General features: G+C 73.2%; 16 protein-coding genes. 9 read left to right on the plus strand and 7 right to left on the minus strand.

Features of this window, described 5'->3' with window-relative positions:
* The first annotated feature begins 90 nt into the window (after window positions 1–90).
* Window positions 91–951 carry a helix-turn-helix transcriptional regulator gene (locus tag ACZ4TG_RS10390; RefSeq protein ID WP_468161217.1) on the plus strand — a complete coding sequence of 287 codons (861 nt, stop codon included), beginning with the start codon at window positions 91–93 and terminating at the stop codon, window positions 949–951.
* A 69-nt stretch (window positions 952–1,020) separates the two neighbouring features.
* Window positions 1,021–1,584, plus strand: coding sequence for a YbaK/EbsC family protein (locus ACZ4TG_RS10395; RefSeq protein WP_468161218.1), 564 nt, complete (start codon window positions 1,021–1,023; stop codon window positions 1,582–1,584).
* 42 nt (window positions 1,585–1,626) lie between these two features.
* Here the strand turns inward: ACZ4TG_RS10395 and ACZ4TG_RS10400 are convergent, their stop codons facing one another.
* Window positions 1,627–1,998, minus strand: coding sequence for a GntR family transcriptional regulator (locus tag ACZ4TG_RS10400; RefSeq protein ID WP_468161219.1), 372 nt, complete (start codon window positions 1,996–1,998; stop codon window positions 1,627–1,629).
* Between the two features lie 114 nt (window positions 1,999–2,112).
* On the opposite strand from ACZ4TG_RS10400, the gene ACZ4TG_RS10405 reads away from it, so the two are divergent.
* From ACZ4TG_RS10405 to ACZ4TG_RS10420, 4 genes are all read left to right on the plus strand, one after another.
* Complete coding sequence (locus tag ACZ4TG_RS10405; RefSeq protein ID WP_468161220.1) at window positions 2,113–3,276, plus strand: GDSL-type esterase/lipase family protein; 1,164 nt, start codon at window positions 2,113–2,115, stop codon at window positions 3,274–3,276.
* A 64-nt stretch (window positions 3,277–3,340) separates the two neighbouring features.
* Window positions 3,341–3,784 carry a hypothetical protein gene (locus ACZ4TG_RS10410; protein WP_468161221.1) on the plus strand — a complete coding sequence of 148 codons (444 nt, stop codon included), beginning with the start codon at window positions 3,341–3,343 and terminating at the stop codon, window positions 3,782–3,784.
* Complete coding sequence (locus ACZ4TG_RS10415; RefSeq protein ID WP_468161222.1) at window positions 3,778–4,011, plus strand: helix-turn-helix transcriptional regulator; 234 nt, start codon at window positions 3,778–3,780, stop codon at window positions 4,009–4,011. Before ACZ4TG_RS10410 ends, ACZ4TG_RS10415 begins: the two co-directional genes overlap by 7 nt.
* Window positions 4,008–4,979: an NAD(P)-dependent alcohol dehydrogenase gene (locus ACZ4TG_RS10420; RefSeq protein WP_468161223.1), complete on the plus strand. Its 972-nt coding sequence runs from the start codon at window positions 4,008–4,010 to the stop codon at window positions 4,977–4,979. Before ACZ4TG_RS10415 ends, ACZ4TG_RS10420 begins: the two co-directional genes overlap by 4 nt.
* A 374-nt stretch (window positions 4,980–5,353) precedes the next feature.
* Here the strand turns inward: ACZ4TG_RS10420 and ACZ4TG_RS10425 are convergent, their stop codons facing one another.
* The 3 genes from ACZ4TG_RS10425 to ACZ4TG_RS10435 all read right to left on the minus strand — a co-directional run bounded on the left by ACZ4TG_RS10425 (window position 5,354) and on the right by ACZ4TG_RS10435 (window position 8,414).
* Window positions 5,354–6,205, minus strand: a complete 852-nt coding sequence (locus ACZ4TG_RS10425; protein WP_468161224.1) for a GNAT family N-acetyltransferase — start codon at window positions 6,203–6,205, stop codon at window positions 5,354–5,356.
* Between the two features lie 72 nt (window positions 6,206–6,277).
* Complete coding sequence (locus ACZ4TG_RS10430) at window positions 6,278–7,411, minus strand: DUF6183 family protein (RefSeq protein ID WP_468161225.1); 1,134 nt, start codon at window positions 7,409–7,411, stop codon at window positions 6,278–6,280.
* A 43-nt stretch (window positions 7,412–7,454) separates the two neighbouring features.
* Window positions 7,455–8,414, minus strand: coding sequence for an alpha/beta hydrolase (locus tag ACZ4TG_RS10435; RefSeq protein WP_468161226.1), 960 nt, complete (start codon window positions 8,412–8,414; stop codon window positions 7,455–7,457).
* Window positions 8,415–8,724: 310 nt separating this feature from the next.
* On the opposite strand from ACZ4TG_RS10435, the gene ACZ4TG_RS10440 reads away from it, so the two are divergent.
* Window positions 8,725–9,738 carry a COX15/CtaA family protein gene (locus ACZ4TG_RS10440; RefSeq protein WP_468161227.1) on the plus strand — a complete coding sequence of 338 codons (1,014 nt, stop codon included), beginning with the start codon at window positions 8,725–8,727 and terminating at the stop codon, window positions 9,736–9,738.
* A 14-nt stretch (window positions 9,739–9,752) separates the two neighbouring features.
* Here ACZ4TG_RS10440 and ACZ4TG_RS10445 read toward each other — a convergent pair whose 3' ends face one another.
* Window positions 9,753–9,998 (minus strand): hypothetical protein, encoded by a 246-nt coding sequence (locus ACZ4TG_RS10445; RefSeq protein ID WP_468161228.1) that lies wholly within the window; start codon window positions 9,996–9,998, stop codon window positions 9,753–9,755.
* A gap of 124 nt (window positions 9,999–10,122) precedes the next feature.
* Between ACZ4TG_RS10445 and ACZ4TG_RS10450 the strand changes: the two genes are divergently transcribed.
* Window positions 10,123–10,689, plus strand: a complete 567-nt coding sequence (locus ACZ4TG_RS10450; protein WP_468161229.1) for a YdeI/OmpD-associated family protein — start codon at window positions 10,123–10,125, stop codon at window positions 10,687–10,689.
* A 22-nt stretch (window positions 10,690–10,711) separates the two neighbouring features.
* On the opposite strand, the gene ACZ4TG_RS10455 is transcribed toward ACZ4TG_RS10450, so the two are convergent.
* Window positions 10,712–12,565, minus strand: coding sequence for a galactose oxidase-like domain-containing protein (locus ACZ4TG_RS10455; protein WP_468161230.1), 1,854 nt, complete (start codon window positions 12,563–12,565; stop codon window positions 10,712–10,714).
* Window positions 12,566–12,738: 173 nt separating this feature from the next.
* Window positions 12,739–13,152, minus strand: coding sequence for an ArsR/SmtB family transcription factor (locus tag ACZ4TG_RS10460; RefSeq protein ID WP_468161231.1), 414 nt, complete (start codon window positions 13,150–13,152; stop codon window positions 12,739–12,741).
* Window positions 13,153–13,283: 131 nt separating this feature from the next.
* Between ACZ4TG_RS10460 and ACZ4TG_RS10465 the strand changes: the two genes are divergently transcribed.
* On the plus strand, window positions 13,284–14,819 hold the full coding sequence (locus tag ACZ4TG_RS10465) for an MFS transporter (RefSeq protein WP_468161232.1): 1,536 nt from the start codon (window positions 13,284–13,286) through the stop codon (window positions 14,817–14,819).
* The last annotated feature ends 2 nt before the right edge of the window (window positions 14,820–14,821 follow it).

Raw genomic sequence — 14,821 nt, forward strand, 5'->3', positions numbered from 1 at the left:
CCTCCGGCGCTCAGCCTGGTACCAGAGTTTCTTTATCCTGGTACCAGTAGTACCTGGCAACCGGCTGGCCGGTGCGGCACCCTTGGGTGCATGACCACTGTGGCCCCCGAGAGCGACGTCCGCCGGCACGAGCTGGCCGAGTTCCTGCGCAGCCGCCGCGAGCGGATCACCCCCGAACAGGTGGGGCTGCCGCCGGGGCGTCGCAGGCGTACTCCGGGGCTGCGCCGCGAGGAGGTCGCCCAGCTGTCCGCCGTCGGCGTCACCTGGTACACGTGGCTGGAGCAGGCCCGCGAGATCCAGGTGTCGCCTCAGGTACTGGACGCCGTGGCGCGGGCCCTGCTGCTGGACGGCAGCGAGCGCGCGCACCTGTTCTCGCTGGCCGGCAGCCTGGACCCGGCGCCGAACACCCCCTGTCCGAGCGTGACGCCCGCGCTGCGGGCGATGCTCGACCAGCTGGGGCCGATCCCGGCGTGCATCCAGAACAGCCGCTACGACATCCTCGCGTACAACGCCACGTACGGGCGGCTGCTCTGCGACCTGGAACCGCTGCCGCCCGAGGACCGCAACTGCCTGTGGCTGGCGTTCACCAACGCGCAATGGCGGGCTGCCGTGGTCGACATCCCCGATGTGAACCGGATGATGGCGGCCAAGTTCCGGGCCTCGATGGCGGAACACCTCGCCGAGCCGGCCTGGAAGGCGCTGCTGGCGAGGCTGGAGTCGGCTTCGGCGGAGTTCCGGGAGATCTGGGCGCGGCACGAGGTGGTCGGCCAGGCCGGCAAGGTGAAGTACATCCGCAATCCGCTGGTGGGGCTGCTCCACCTGGAGCACACCAACCTGTGGCTGGGTCCGGCGGCGGGGCCGCGCCTGGTGACGTACGTGCCGCTGGACGCGGAGACCCGTACGCGGCTGGAGCGTCTGCAGAACATGCCGGCGGAGCTCGCCGCGGCCTGACGCGGGCCTGGCGCGGTCGTGTTCCCCGGCCACCGGGGCGGCTCGCGCCGATTCGGTAGAGTCCGGCCCATGGACGATCAGGTGCGTGCCCCGTTCGGGAGCTTCGCCGTCGTGCGGCGGGCGGTGGACGTGAGCGACCAGCTCGCCGGGCCCGTGGCCGAGGCGCTGAAGGGCTGGGCGGATCCGGAGGCGGCGCGCTCGGTGCTGTACGTGGACACCGACCCGGACAAGGCCGACACCGCCGTGTTCTGCGCGGCCTACGAGGTCCCGCTGGACGCCTCCGCGAACTGCGTGGTGGTCGGCGCCAAGCGCGGCGGGGAGACCACACAGGCCGCCTGTCTCGCACTGGCCGGCACCCGGGTGGACGTCAACACCGCCGTGCGCAAGCACCTTTCGGCCCGCAAGGTGTCCTTCGCCCCCATGGACACCGCCGTCAGCGCGACCGGCATGGAGTACGGGGGCATCACGCCCCTCGGCCTCCCCGCCGCATGGCCTCTGCTGATCGACGCGGCGGTGGTGGAGGCCGCGTTCGTGCTGGTCGGCAGCGGGCGGCGGCGGGGCAAGCTGATCCTCCCGGGCTGGGCGCTGGCCGCGCTCCCGGGAGCCGTGGTCCTCCCGGGGCTCGCAGCCTGAGACCCTCCGGGGGCGGCGTCAGGCGTCGTGAGGCGTCGGCCCTCAGGCCCCACACGTCAGGCGGACGCGGACACAGAGGCCGCCGTGGCAGTGCGGGACGGGACCGGGCGGGGCGCTTGGGGACGGCTCGGGGCGACGCGGGGCGACCCCGGCCGGGTCGGAACGAGAGGAGAAGCGCAGCCGTTCCACGCGGCGCAGCACGGGTGTGAACTGCTCCAGGACCGTGCGCAGCGCGTCGTTGGCGCCGGCGGCCACCGGGATCTGGAACCGGTCGTCTGCCGCGAGGGCCGCATGGACGTCGAGGGGGCTGACGAGGGTGTGCCGGCCCGGTTTCGTCTGCACCAGACCCGCCTGCTCCAGCCGGGCCAGCGCCTCCCTGACGGGGGTCCGGCTGACACCCAGCCACTCGACCACGGTTCCCTGGAACTGGCATGCAATATATGCACTCTGTATTTCGCACACCGTCAAGAGCCTTGTCCCGGACGGAAGTTCCCCGAGTCCCCCTCCTCCACCCCCAAGGAGCCCGACGTGACCGACTGGATCACCACCCCGATCGAGCCCCGCATCCTGCGCGGCGCCCTCGACCTGGAACGCACCGCGCACGGCGTGCTGCCGCACCGGCTGCCCGCCTGGGCCCGGAGGCAGTTCCCCGATCCGTACCTGGCCATGGCCGAGGCCCAGCCCTCCGGCGTACGGCTGGTCTTCCGCACCCGGGCCACCGCCATCGAGCTGGAGACGCTGCCCACGAAGATGGCGTACACCGGGGCTCCGGCCCGGCCCGACGGTGCGTACGACCTGCTCGTCGACGGCCGGCCCGCCGGCCGGGCCACCGTCACCGGCGGCAACGTCCACACCGTCGACATGGCCACCCAGACCACGGTCACCACCGCCGGTCCGCCCGGCACCGCCCGCTTCACCGGCCTGTCCGCCGATGTGAAGGACATCGAGATCTGGCTGCCGCACACGGAGGTCACCGAGCTGATCGCCCTGCGCACCGACGCCCCGGTCGAGGCGGCACCGGAGCGCGGCCGCCGGGTGTGGCTGCACCACGGCAGCTCGATCAGCCACGGCTCCAACGCCGAGAGCCCGAGCACGACCTGGCCGGCACTGGCGGCCTCGGGCGGGGACGTGGAGCTGGTCAACCTGGGGTTCGGCGGCAACGCCCTGCTCGACCCGTTCACCGCGCGCGCGATGCGGGACACCCCCGCGGACCTGATCAGCGTCAAGATCGGCATCAACGTGGTCAACACCGACCTGATGCGCCTGCGGGCGTTCGTCCCCGCGGTCCACGGCTTCCTCGACACCGTCCGCGAGGGGCACCCCACCACTCCGCTGCTGCTCGTCTCCCCCGTGCTGTGCCCCATCCAGGAGGAGACCCCGGGCCCCATCGCCCCGGAGTTCGACGGGGCGCGGCTGCGTTTCCGGGCGCTCGGCGATCCCGCCGAGGTCCCCGCCGGGCGGCTGACCCTGGCGGTCATCCGGGACGAGCTCTCCCGGATCGCCGCGCAGCGGGCCGCCGAGGACCCGAACCTGCACTACCTCGACGGGCGCGCACTGTACGGCGAGGCCGACTTCGCGGAGCTGCCGCTGCCGGACGACCTGCATCCGGACCCCGCCGGCCACCGCCGCATCGGCGAGCGCTTCGCCCAGCTGGTCTTCGGTGGTGACGGCCCGTTCGCCGTCTCGAAGTAAAGAATCATTGACACGGTGTACGAATAATCTTACCTTCCTCGTGTAAAACTTCTTTTACACGAGAGTGGGTGAGGACGTGGCCTTCCAGGAGAAGCGCGCGTGGATCATGGCGGTGGTGGCCATCGCCGGGTACGCCGTCTACCTGGCCGTCGTACTGGCCCGCTCCGGGGAGGGCGTGCCGCTCCCGGAGGTCTCGTACGCGGCGCCGCTGCTGTGGACGGTCGCGGGCGCCATCGCGGCCTCGATCGCCCTCCACATCGCGGTCGCGGCGGCGTCGCCCGGAGAGGCCGACACCAAGGACCAGCGCGACAAGGAGATCGGCCGCGTCGGAGAGCTCGCCGGCCAGTCCTTCCTCGTCATCGGCGCCGTGGCCGCGCTGGCGCTGTCGATGGCCCAGGCGGGGCACTTCTGGATCTCCAACGTGATCTACCTGGCCTTCGTCCTGTCCGCGGTCCTCGGTTCCGTCGTGAAGCTGGCCGCCTACCGGTGGGGGTTCCAGTCGTGGTGAAGCCGACCGGCATCACGAACCGGATCCGGACCCTGCGCTTCGAGCAGGCCGAGATGACCCAGGCGGAACTGGCCGAGCGCATCGGCGTGACCCGCCAGACCGTCATCGCCATCGAGAAGGGCCGCTACTCCCCCTCGCTCGAAACGGCGTTCAGGATCGCGCGCGTCTTCGCGGTCCCGCTCGAGCAGGTCTTCCAGTACGCGGACGACGAAGGGACGGCGCCGTGAAGGCGATCGTGCAGGACACGTACGGCTCCGTCGACGTACTGGAGCTCCGGGACATCGAGAAGCCACGGCCGGGCAGCGGCGAGGTGCTCATAGCCGTCCGGGCGGCCGCCGTCGACGCCGGCGTATGGCACCTGATGAGCGGCCGGCCCTACCTGCTGCGCCTCCTGGGGTACGGGCTGCGCGCCCCCAAGGTCCCCGTGCGGGGCCGGGAGGTGTCCGGAGTGGTCGAGTCCGTGGGAGCCGGCGTGACCGGATTCCGGCCGGGGGACGAGGTGTTCGGCATCTGCGAAGGCTCCTTCGCGCAGTATTCGACCGCCTCCCAGGACAAGCTCGTACACGGGCCCGCCGGCCTCCCCCTGGAGCAGGCGGCCGCGGTACCGGTCTCCGGACTCACCGCCCTCCAGGCCCTCCGCGACGCGGGCCGGGTCCAGCCGGGACAGCGGGTCCTGGTCATCGGCGCGGCGGGCGGGGTCGGCACCTTCGCGGTGCAGCTCGCCAAGGCGTACGGCGCCCATGTCACCGGCGTGTGCAGCACCGAGAAGACCGAACTGGCCCGAACCCTCGGCGCGGACGAGGTCATCGACTACACCCGCGAGGAGTTCACCGACGGCACCCGCCGCTACGACCTCATCCTCGACACCGCCGGGAATCGCCCCCTGTCGCACCTGCGGCGCGCACTGACCCCGCGCGGGACCCTCGTCATCATCGGCGGCGAGGGCGGCGGACGCTGGCTCGGCGGCATCGGCCGGGTACTGCGCGCCGGCCTGCTGAGCCCGTTCGTACGGCACACCCTCAAGGGGTTCATGGCCGCGGAACGCCGGGACGACCTCGAGGTCCTCAAACTCCACATCGAGGACGGCACCCTGACCCCGGCCATCCAGCGCACCTACCCCCTCGCCGAGGCCCCGGAGGCCATCGAAGCCCTCCGCCGCGGCGGCGCCCGCGGCAAGATCCTGATCACCCCGTAGGGCGCTTCGCTCATGCGGCCAGCCGGCCGGGGCCCCTCCTGCCGGGCTCCGGCGGCCAACAGGTCCCGCCGGCCCAGGTGGTGGGTGTGTTCCAGCCGGGCAGGGTGTGCCAGTCGCTCCAGGCGAATTCACCTCTGGAAGGGATGGGGGATCCCCGCTCCGCCGACCTGGCCACCCTGCTGATGCGCCTGCCCCCGTGACGACCCGGCCTAAGGGCTGTCCCGTAATCCCCGGTGGATCAGCGCGCGGCGTCAGATGCGGTGCATCGCAAGGCGGAGGAGCGTCCTCATACTGGGCGTATCCGGGCGCTCCGACAACGCAGCGAGGTGCCGTAGCTGTCGTCGTGCAGCCCGCCGGGGATTACGGGACAGCCCTTAGAGGTCGATCGAGCGGAACTCGTCGAGCACGGCGAAGCCGGTGCTGTCGTACAGGCTCATCGCGACCTCGTTGCCGCCGAAGACGTTGAACATCATGGCCTCGTCACCGCCCTGGCGGGTGGCCCACTCCCCGACGGCCATCGCGGCCCGGCCGTAGCCCTTGCCGCGGTGCTCCTCGTACACCTCCAGCGAGAAGCCGAAGGTCACGCCCGGCAGGAAGCCGTGGTTCACCCAGCCGGTGCCGATCACCTGGCCGTCGGCCTCCATCGCGTAGAAGGCGTGCCCCGGGGTCAGGAAGCCCTGCGGGAGGTAGCGGGCGAAATCCGCGTCGGACTTCGCCTTGGCCTGCTCCGGGGTCAGGGCCCCGGCCCGGACGATGTCCGCGATGTACGAGGCCTCCCCCCCGGCATACCAGCCCGGGTACTCCTCCTCGGTGAGCCGGCGGACCGTCAGGCCCGGCGGCAGCTCGGGCTGTTCGGCGGCGGCGCGCATCCGGTTCTGTCGCCGTACGGGGTAGTCGGCGAACGCTCCCGCCCCGCCGGTGAGCCGGACCCCCACCCGCTGCGCGCCGTGCTCGGCGCACCACCGCTCGGCCCACTCGCGCCCCCGCGGCACCGTCAGGTCGTGGATCCGGCCCACGGTCGCCCCGTTGTCCTCCGCCACCCCGACCGCGATCCACCCGGTACCGTCCGTGGCCACCGTCCAGCCGTCGATGCCCTCCACGGCCCGTTCCAGCAGGGCCCGCGCCAGCGGCTCCGAGCACCCCGCAGCCCGGTACCCGGCCAGCACCCGCTCCTCGAACCCGCCCCGCCACTCGCCCTGGTCGGCGACGATCTCTATCCCTGTCATTCGGCCCACCCTAGCCTTCGGCACGGACACAGCCCAAGGTCCGGACGCCGCGGAGGACGCCGGCCGGGGCCACTAGTCGGTGTCCGTCGCGGCCAGGACGGCGAGGCGGCGGCCGTCCGGTGAAAGGGCGGCGACGGCGTAGTTGTCGCCGTCGTCGTGGAACCACTCCGCGTCGGACGTGAAGTGGAACCAGGTGCTCTGGGTGGCGCGGAGTTCCACGTCCGCCGCGCTCGCGCTGAACGTCGCGCCGCACAGGCCCGCCAGCGAGCGCCATGCCAGGAGCCGGCCCCACGCCCCGTACCGGCCGGTCCGGTGGAAGCCCCCGATGGACGCGGTGGCGAACAGCAGGGACCAGATGTCGCCCACCGGGCGGGCGGCTATCTCGAAGCGGCCGGTCGGGCCCAGGCCCGCTACGCAGTCCATCGGCAGGGTGGGGAGCAGGGCGGGCACCCGGTCGGGGGCGATGGGCTCCTGCGACCGGAAGACCCAGGCCTCGGCGTAGCCCCAGTTCCCCTCGGCGGCGGTCACGATGAGGCCGTGCTCGTCCACCGTGACGGAGTTCCGCAGCGGTGACACCTCGACCGGGCGGGGGGTCGGCGGATCCAGACGGCCGCGGGCGGGCAGCCCGGTGTTCACGCCCCCGGCCGAGCCGCCCGCGGAGTGGCTGGTGAAGGCGGGGGCGGTCTCCAGCGGGCGGCGGCGGTCGGGGAGCCAGGCCAGGGGGTACATCCACGCAGGCGGGCGCGAGGCCGGGAGCTCGTCCGGGTCCACGCCGCGCAGCAGCAACTCGTGGAACAGGCAGGTCCGCAGCTCGCCGAGCCGGTCGCCCTCGGGGATGTCGGCGAAAACCGTCCGCGCGAGGACCGCGGCGGACTGGTGCTGGGCGAGCATCGTGGCCATGAGGGGCAGTTGGAGCCCCGCTCCCCCGGCGGCGGCTTCCTCTTCGGCGAGCAGCTGGAGCAGCAGCTGGACGCTTTCGCGGCCGGGGGTCGTGGCAAGGAGCCGCCGCAGGTGGGTGAGGTCGCTGCCGTGCACCCGGGCGGCCTCGGCGGCGATCGCGTACCGGGTGGTGAGCCGCGAACCCACCCCGCGCAGGTAGGCGATGTCCCCGGCCAGGGCGTGCTGGAGGGCCTTGTCGCGTGCCATGTACTCGGGCGTGCTGCCGTTCGGTGCGTCGTCCGCTTCGTGGTTCGCCTTGTCGTTCACGGTGCGTCAGCCTAAGGGCTGTCCCGGGCGGCGCCGCCGGGCGTCAGCGTGCCGTCAGGACCTTGCGCAGGGTGTCGGTCGCGAGACAGATGGCGAGTTCCGCGGCCTGGGTCTCGCGCAGCGCGTTCAGCATGACGAAGTCGTGGATGGTCCCCTGCACGCGCAGCGCCGTGACCGGGACACCGGCGGCGCGGAGCTTGGCGGCGTACGCCTCGCCCTCGTCGCGCAGTACGTCGGCCTCGGCCGTGATGACCAGGGCGGGCGGCAGTCCCGTGAGCTCGTGGAGGGAGGCGCGCAGCGGGGAGGCGGTGATCCGGGCCCGGTCGGTCTCCTCGGTCGTGTACTGGTCCCAGAACCACTGCATGGCCTCGCGGCGCAGGTAGTAGCCGGTGGCGAACTGGCGGTAGGAGTCGGTGTCGAAGGCGGCGTCGGTGACCGGGTAGAAGAGGACCTGGTGGAGGATGTCCACGTCCCCGCGCTGCTTGGCCATCAGGGTCAGGGCGGCGCTCATGTTCCCGCCGACCGAGTCGCCCGCCACGGCCAGGCGCGTGCCGTCGAGGTCCTTTTCCTGTCCCTCGCGGACGATCCACTGGGCCACCGTGTAGTTCTGCTCGATGGCGACCGGGTAGCGCGCCTGCGGAGACAGGTCGTACTCGGGGAACACCACGGCCGCCCCGGCGCCGACGGCGAGTTCCCGCACGAGGCGGTCGTGGGTGTGGGCGTCGCCGAAGACCCAGCCCGCGCCGTGGACGTAGAGGATGACGGGAAGCGGGCCGACGGCTCCGGTCGGGCGGACGATGCGGGTACGGACCTCCCCGGTGGGGCCGCCCGGGACGGTGATCCACTCCTCGTCGGCTTCGGGCAGGACGACCGCGTCCCCGCTCTGCACGTCGTCCAGCGCCTTGCGGCCGTCCTCGACGGGCAGCTGGTACAGGAACGGCGGGTGGGAGGTGGCATCGGCGAAGGCCTGGGCGGCGGGCTCGAGTACGGGCTGGTGCGGCATGGCGGGGTTCTCCTTCGGTGGGTCGTCGGATGCGACGGGAGCCGACGGGGCGGGTCCGGCGGGTGGGTGCTGCCGTGCACCTCGTCCAGGATCACACCGGTGAGCACTCCCGGGTGGGAGACCGTCACGGCGTGTGACGCGTTTTTGCCCCGTCGTGCGGAAAGCGGCGGATCGGGCGGGCGGGGCGATCGGCCCGCGCCCGGACGGCCGTGGCCGGTACGGACACCCCGTCAGGGCCGCTGCGGAGCCCGGTCGTAGGGTGGTGGACGCGCACCAGCGCACGCAAGAACCCTCACAGGGAAGGCCGATCGTGCAGACTCCTCTCTCCTGGCTGGCCGGCAGGTTCTCACTCGGGCCGAGGAGCGTCACCGCCGCCACGCTGGCATCGGTGGTGGCGAGCATCGTGATCGTCGTGGGCGGTGGGATCGTCCGGGTCACCGGGTCCGGCCTCGGCTGCCCCGAATGGCCGATGTGCACCGGGGAAACCCTGGCGCCCACCTCGGAGATGGGGCTGCACGGCGCCATCGAGTTCGGCAACAGGCTGCTCACCGGATTGCTGTGCGTGGTCGTGGGGTGGGTCATCATCACCGCCCGTCTGCAGCGGATTCCGATGCCCTCGGTCCTGCGCGGCGCCTGGGCGCAGTTCTGGGTCGTCGTACTGAACGCCGTGGTGGGCGGGATCACCGTGTGGATGCGGCTGAGCCCGTTCATCGTCGCCGCGCACTTCCTGGCGGCCACGCTGCTGCTCACCGCCGCCGTGTGGACGTGGCAGTCGGCGCGGGTCGAGGCCGGCGTCGCGGGGGATGCCACGGAGGGCGGCGTGGCCCCGGCGGGCGGGGTTTCCGGAGGCGGCCGGCTGCTGCCCGGGCGCTGCCGGGCCGTTTCGGTGGCGCTGGTGGCCGTGACCGCGCTGCTGGTCGTCGTGGGCACGCTGACCACCGGTTCCGGTCCGCACGCCGGGGATTCCTCCGACGTGCGGCGCATGCCCTTCGATTGGACCGCCGTCACCGTCGTACACGGACTGCTGGCGGCGGCCGTCGTGGTCCTGGCCTGCTGCCTGCTGGCGTGGCTCCCCCGGGACGGCTTCGCCGGGGCGCGCCGCAGGACGGTGTTCTTCCTCGCCGTGGTCCTGGCCCAGGGGGCGGTGGGCCTGGTCCAGTCGCTGACCGGACTGCCCGCGCTCGCCGTCGTACTCCACCTGCTCGGGTCGGCCCTGGTGTGGGCCGGGGTCCTTCAGGTGCACTTCGCGGTCCGGGCGTCGGACCCCGCACGACCGGGCCCGTACGGGGCCGCGGCCCCGCGGAGGGCGGTCGGCGCGGCCTAAGGGCTGCCCCGTGGCTACGTGCGGGTGAGGTGGGCCGCGTCGGCGGGTTCTATGTCGCCGAGGGCGGCGGTGTGCTCCACGCCGCCGCCGCGCGGGCGGATGTACGCACGGCGGACCCAGCGGGCGGAGCCGGAGCCGGCGGGCAGTTCCTCGCGGACCACGGCCATCAGCCGGCCTTCGACGCCGGAGGCGGTGTCGCGTACGAGGCGTCCGAGCAGCGGATGCCACTCGTGGCCATCGGGGTTCTGGTTGCTGCGCATCGGGGCCTCGCTCACCTCGGGGTGATGTCGGTCGTCGGGTATTCGGCGCCGGGCCCGCCCCGGATGGGTCCGGAGGTGCCCGGGCGCCCGCAGAGGCGGCAGTGGCGGCGATAGCCTGCTGCGCATGGACGAGTTGGACGGGGTCGAGATCATCGCGTTCGCGGACGCCGCGGCGTTCGAGGGCTGGCTGGCGGTGCACCACACGCGGGCCGAGGGCGTCTGGATCAAGATGGCCAAGAAGAAGAGCGGCGTCCCCTCGGTCACCGACGACGAGGTGGTCGACATCGGGCTCTGCTACGGCTGGATCTCCGGGCAGCGCCGGTCCCTCGACGAGCGGTACTACCTCCAGAAGTACGTGCCGCGCCGCCCCCGGAGCCTCTGGTCCCGGGTCAACGTCGAGAAGGTGGCGATGCTGACGGCGGCCGGGAGGATGCGCGAACCCGGGCTGGCGGAAGTGCGCCGGGCGCAGGAGGACGGCCGGTGGGCGGCCGCGTACGCCTCGCAGAGGACGGCTGAGGTGCCGTCCGATCTGGCCGCCGCGCTGGACGCGGACCCGCGGGCCCGGAAGGCCTTCGAGGCGCTGGACAGGACGGGGCGCTACCAGCTGATCCTGCCACTGCTCCAGGCGCTCACCCCGCCGGCCCGGCAGGAGCGCCTCGGCAGGGCCCTCCGCGCCCTGCACGGTGACTAGGTTGTCTGTTTCGGATCTTGCCCTAACGGCCTCCCAGCTTGACCCACTTCGCCGTGCTCGGGACGCCCTTGGCGTTCAGCAGGAACAGCATGTAGTAGCCCGGCGGGGCGTCGGCCGCGCCGGGCGGGGTCCGCAGGTCGAGGGTGTCGCCGCGGGTGCCGGTGCGGCGCAGCTCCAGGTGGCGCTGGCTGGTGTTCACCGCGTGGGTGACGGTCGTCGGTGCGAGCAGGACCGCACGCGCGACCTCGGTGGGGGTGGAGGTGCGCACCTGGAAGACGGTGTCGTAGCCGAGTTCGCCGCGCGGGACGCCGTCCAGGGCCGGCCTGGCGCCCCGGTGCAGGTACGCGGGTTCGTACAGCTCGATGCTGCCGTCCATCCCGTCCGCGATGTCGGGGTCGTTGGCGATCTGCTGGAGTTCGTCGCCGGTGACCATCACCCGGCCGTCGGGCATCACCAGGGCGTTGGAGTGGTAGCCCCGGGGCAGCCGCTGGGCGGGCCCCAGGCTCCAGTGGCCCCGTGCGTCGCGGAGCTCGATCTGCCGGTACTTGAGGTCCGCCCGCGGGTTGAAGGGCCCGAAGCCGTAGTCCCGGGTGTCGAAAGCGCCGTTGACGGTGAGCAGGGTGCCGTCCGGGAGGATCAGGGTGTCGTCCTGGGTACGGCCGAAGGCGCGCGGCCCGTCGGTGCGCCAGGCTCCCCCGGAGAGCCGGTACGTGGACGGGTCGCGCGGGTCTCCCCCGAGCACCAGCACCGAGTCGGGGCCGCGGAAGCCCGCCGGGAGCGGTACCGCTGATCCGTAGCCCCGGAAGTCGGCCGGTCTGCGGGGCAGGTCGGTACGGGTCTCCTTGACCGGGTCGAACAGCCACTGCTGGTCCGCGTCGCGGCCGAGGCCGTAGATCATGCCGTCGCGCAGCGAGAAGAGGTGCGGGTAGTCGTTGCGGAAGGGCGCGTCGGCCCCGAACCGCTCCGAGGGGATGTTCGCCGGGATGTCGTACGTGCGCCAGGGCACGGGCCATCCGCGCGCCGGGAAGCGCTCCACCAGGGGGGTGGGGTGTCCCGTGCCGCGCTCGTCCTGCCCGGACATGATGAGCTGCCTGCCGTCGGCGCCGGTGACCACCGAGGGGTACCAGCGGCCGACCGCCATGTCGCGGTTGCGGAACCACGTCTCGGTCCAGGGGTCGAACACGAAGGACAGCCGGGCGCCGGTGCCGCCCTTGCCGCCGCCGTTGCCGCCGAAGACCCCGACCATCCCGTTGGGCAGGAAGGAGTGGCCGGCGCAGAAGAAGGGGGCCGGGCGGGGTGCGTACGTACCGTCGGGCATCAGTACGGTCGGCGGCGGGACGTTCTTGAAGGCCCGCGCCCCGGTGCCCTTGGCGGGGTCCCAGAGGTAGGCGCGGCCCGCGTTCGTCCGGCCGATCCGGTCGGTGGGCCCGGTCTCCTTCGTGGGGTTGGCCTCGACCCGCTCGAACGAGAAGAACAGCACCTTTCCCGTGGGCAGTTGGGCGACGTGCACCCCGAAGTCGGGCGCGGGGAAGAACTGCGCGAAGCGGCCGGACTCCGATGCCCGGAAGCCCGCGTTGAGCCGCTGCTGGGAGGCGCCCAGGGCGGCCAGGCTCGACGTGCGCTTCACCTGCGGGTAGTCCTGGACCCCCTGGGCGGCGAGCCGTCGCCCGGCGTGCGCCCGGGCGTGGTCCTCGCCGAGCGCGGCGGCCTCGCCGGTGCGGACCGCGGCGGAGATCTGCCCGTGGGTGAAGCCGGGCACCGCGTGACCGTCGTCGTGCGCGGTGGCCGTCGCGGCGGCCGGCAGCGCGGTGGCGACCAGGGCGGTGGCGACCAGCGGCAGGGTGGCCAGTACGGCGGACCAGTGGGCTCGGGACACGACAACTCCTCGCTACGACCGCCGACAAGGCGCCCATATTAGGAGAAATCGACCAAGGCGCCGCACCGACTCGGCCCGCCGCCCGGCCCGGTTCCCCCCGGACGGCCCCTGCCCAGACCCGGTCGGCCCTCCGCTCCGACGCCGCCGCCGGCAGTCCGCCCCAGCCCGGCGGTTCAGGACCCGGACACCGGCCCCCCGACAGCCGGGTCCACCGCGTCCACTCCCACCGCGTCCGGCACCACCGCGTCCGGCGACTCGCGCAGTACGAGGTCCAGCAGGCCGGGGAACCGCTCGTCGAACTCCGGCCGGCGCAGCCGGTTGAACCGCTTCGCGCCGCTGTCCCGCTGCTCGATCAGCCCGGCGGAGCGCAGCACGGCGAAGTGGTGGCTCAGCGCCGCCTTGCGCACCGGTACGTCGAAGCTGCCGCAGGCGCGCGCCCAGTCCCCCGCCGCGCCGATCTCCCGTACGAGGGTGATCCGTACCGGGTCGGCGAGGGCCGCGAGGGCCGTTTGCAGCGCCACGTCGCGGGGGTGGGTGTGCTCCGGCGGGGTGCGGTGCCGGGGTGCGGGGGACAGTTCTGCGGTCATGGCGCCTCCCGGGCCGGATTACCGATCGGCTGATCTGCCGATTGCCAAGTGTTCGATGTGGATCATACAGTTCGAGGTGTTCGCGTTTCATCGAACAGTCTACTTGAGCGCCTTCCACCCGAGGACGATTCATGCCCGTACCGAAAGAAACCCCTTCCCCGACCGACCGCCCCGTCCGCTCCCTGCTCGCGGCCTGCCTGGGCTTCGTCGTCGTCATCCTCGACGTCAGCGTGGTGAACGTGGCCACGGACGCCCTGAGCGAGGAGTTCGGCGGCAGCATCTCCGGGCTGGAGTGGGTGATCAACGGCTACACCCTCACCTTCGCCGCGTTCCTGCTGACCGCGGGCGCGATGGGAGACCGCTTCGACCCCCGGCGGGTCTTCCGGGCGGGCTTCGTCCTGTTCGCCGTCACCTCCTTCGCCTGCGGCGCCGCCGACAGCCTCGTGCTCCTCGTCGCCGCCCGGATCCTCCAGGGGGTGGGCGCGGCACTGATCGTGCCGTCCTCCCTCTCGATCGTGAACGGAGCCTTCCTCGACCCGGCCGAGCGCACCCGGGCGGTCAGCCGGTGGGCGGCCGCGGGCGGGCTGGCCCTCGCGCTCGGCCCGGTGGCCGGCGGGGTGCTCATCTCCCAGTTCGGCTGGCGTTCCGTCTTCTTCGTGAACGTCCCCGTCGCGGCGGCGGGCCTCTGGCTGACCCGGGGCGGCGCGGGGCGCGGCGCGGCGGGGGCGGCCGGGCGCCCGGCCCGCTCCTTCGACCTGCCGGGGCAGCTCCTGGCGGTCGTCTGCCTCGGCTCGCTGACCGGCGCCGTCATCGAGGGCGGCACCCGGGGCTGGGGCGCGCCCCTCGTCGTCGGCTGCCTGGTGGTCTTCGGTCTGACGCTGGCCGCCTTCGTCCTCGTCGAGCGGCGCGGCGCGGATCCGATGCTGCCGCCGGCACTGCTGCGGCGGGGCGCGTTCACCGCGGCGGCGCTGACCGGCGTCCTGGTGAACTTCGCCTTCTACGGCCTGATCTTCGTCTACAGCCTGTTCTTCCAGCAGGTCCGGGGCTACACGCCGGTCGCCACCGGACTCGCCTTCCTGCCGATGACCGCCGCCATCATGGGCGCGAACCTGGCCTGCGGGCCGCTGGTACGGCGCTTCGGGTCGCGGCCCGTACTGATCGGCGGGAGCACGCTGGCCTCGGCCGGGTACGTGGCGATGCTGCCGGCCGTGGGATCGGCCTCCTATCCCGCGCTGGTCACGCAGTTCCTGGTCGCGGGGGCCGGTATCGGCCTGGTCGTGCCGGCCATGACCAATGCCGTGCTCTCGGCCGTCGACCCGGGGAACGCGGGCGTCGCCTCCGGAGTGCTGAACGCCTCGCGCCAGGTCGGCGGGCTGATCGGCGTCGCCGTCATGGGGATGCTCGTGGGGGCGGCCGCGCCCGGCCAGGCCTTCCTGTCCGGTCTGCGGGCCGCCCTGGTGCTGGCGGCCGTGGCCCTCGCCGTGGCCGCCGCGCTGGGAAGTGCCGCCGAAGTGGCCTCGGCCGCCCGGAGGGCCGGGTCGGCGGGTGCGCGGCGGGCGACCGGTGCGCGGCGGGCTACGGCTGCGCAGCCGGGCACCCGGACCCCGGGCGGTCCGCCGCACGCGAAGTCCCGGGAGCCCGCCGGTTCCCGGGACTGCGCGGCGTGACG

This window comes from Streptomyces sp. NPDC028314 (genome assembly GCF_055565795.1).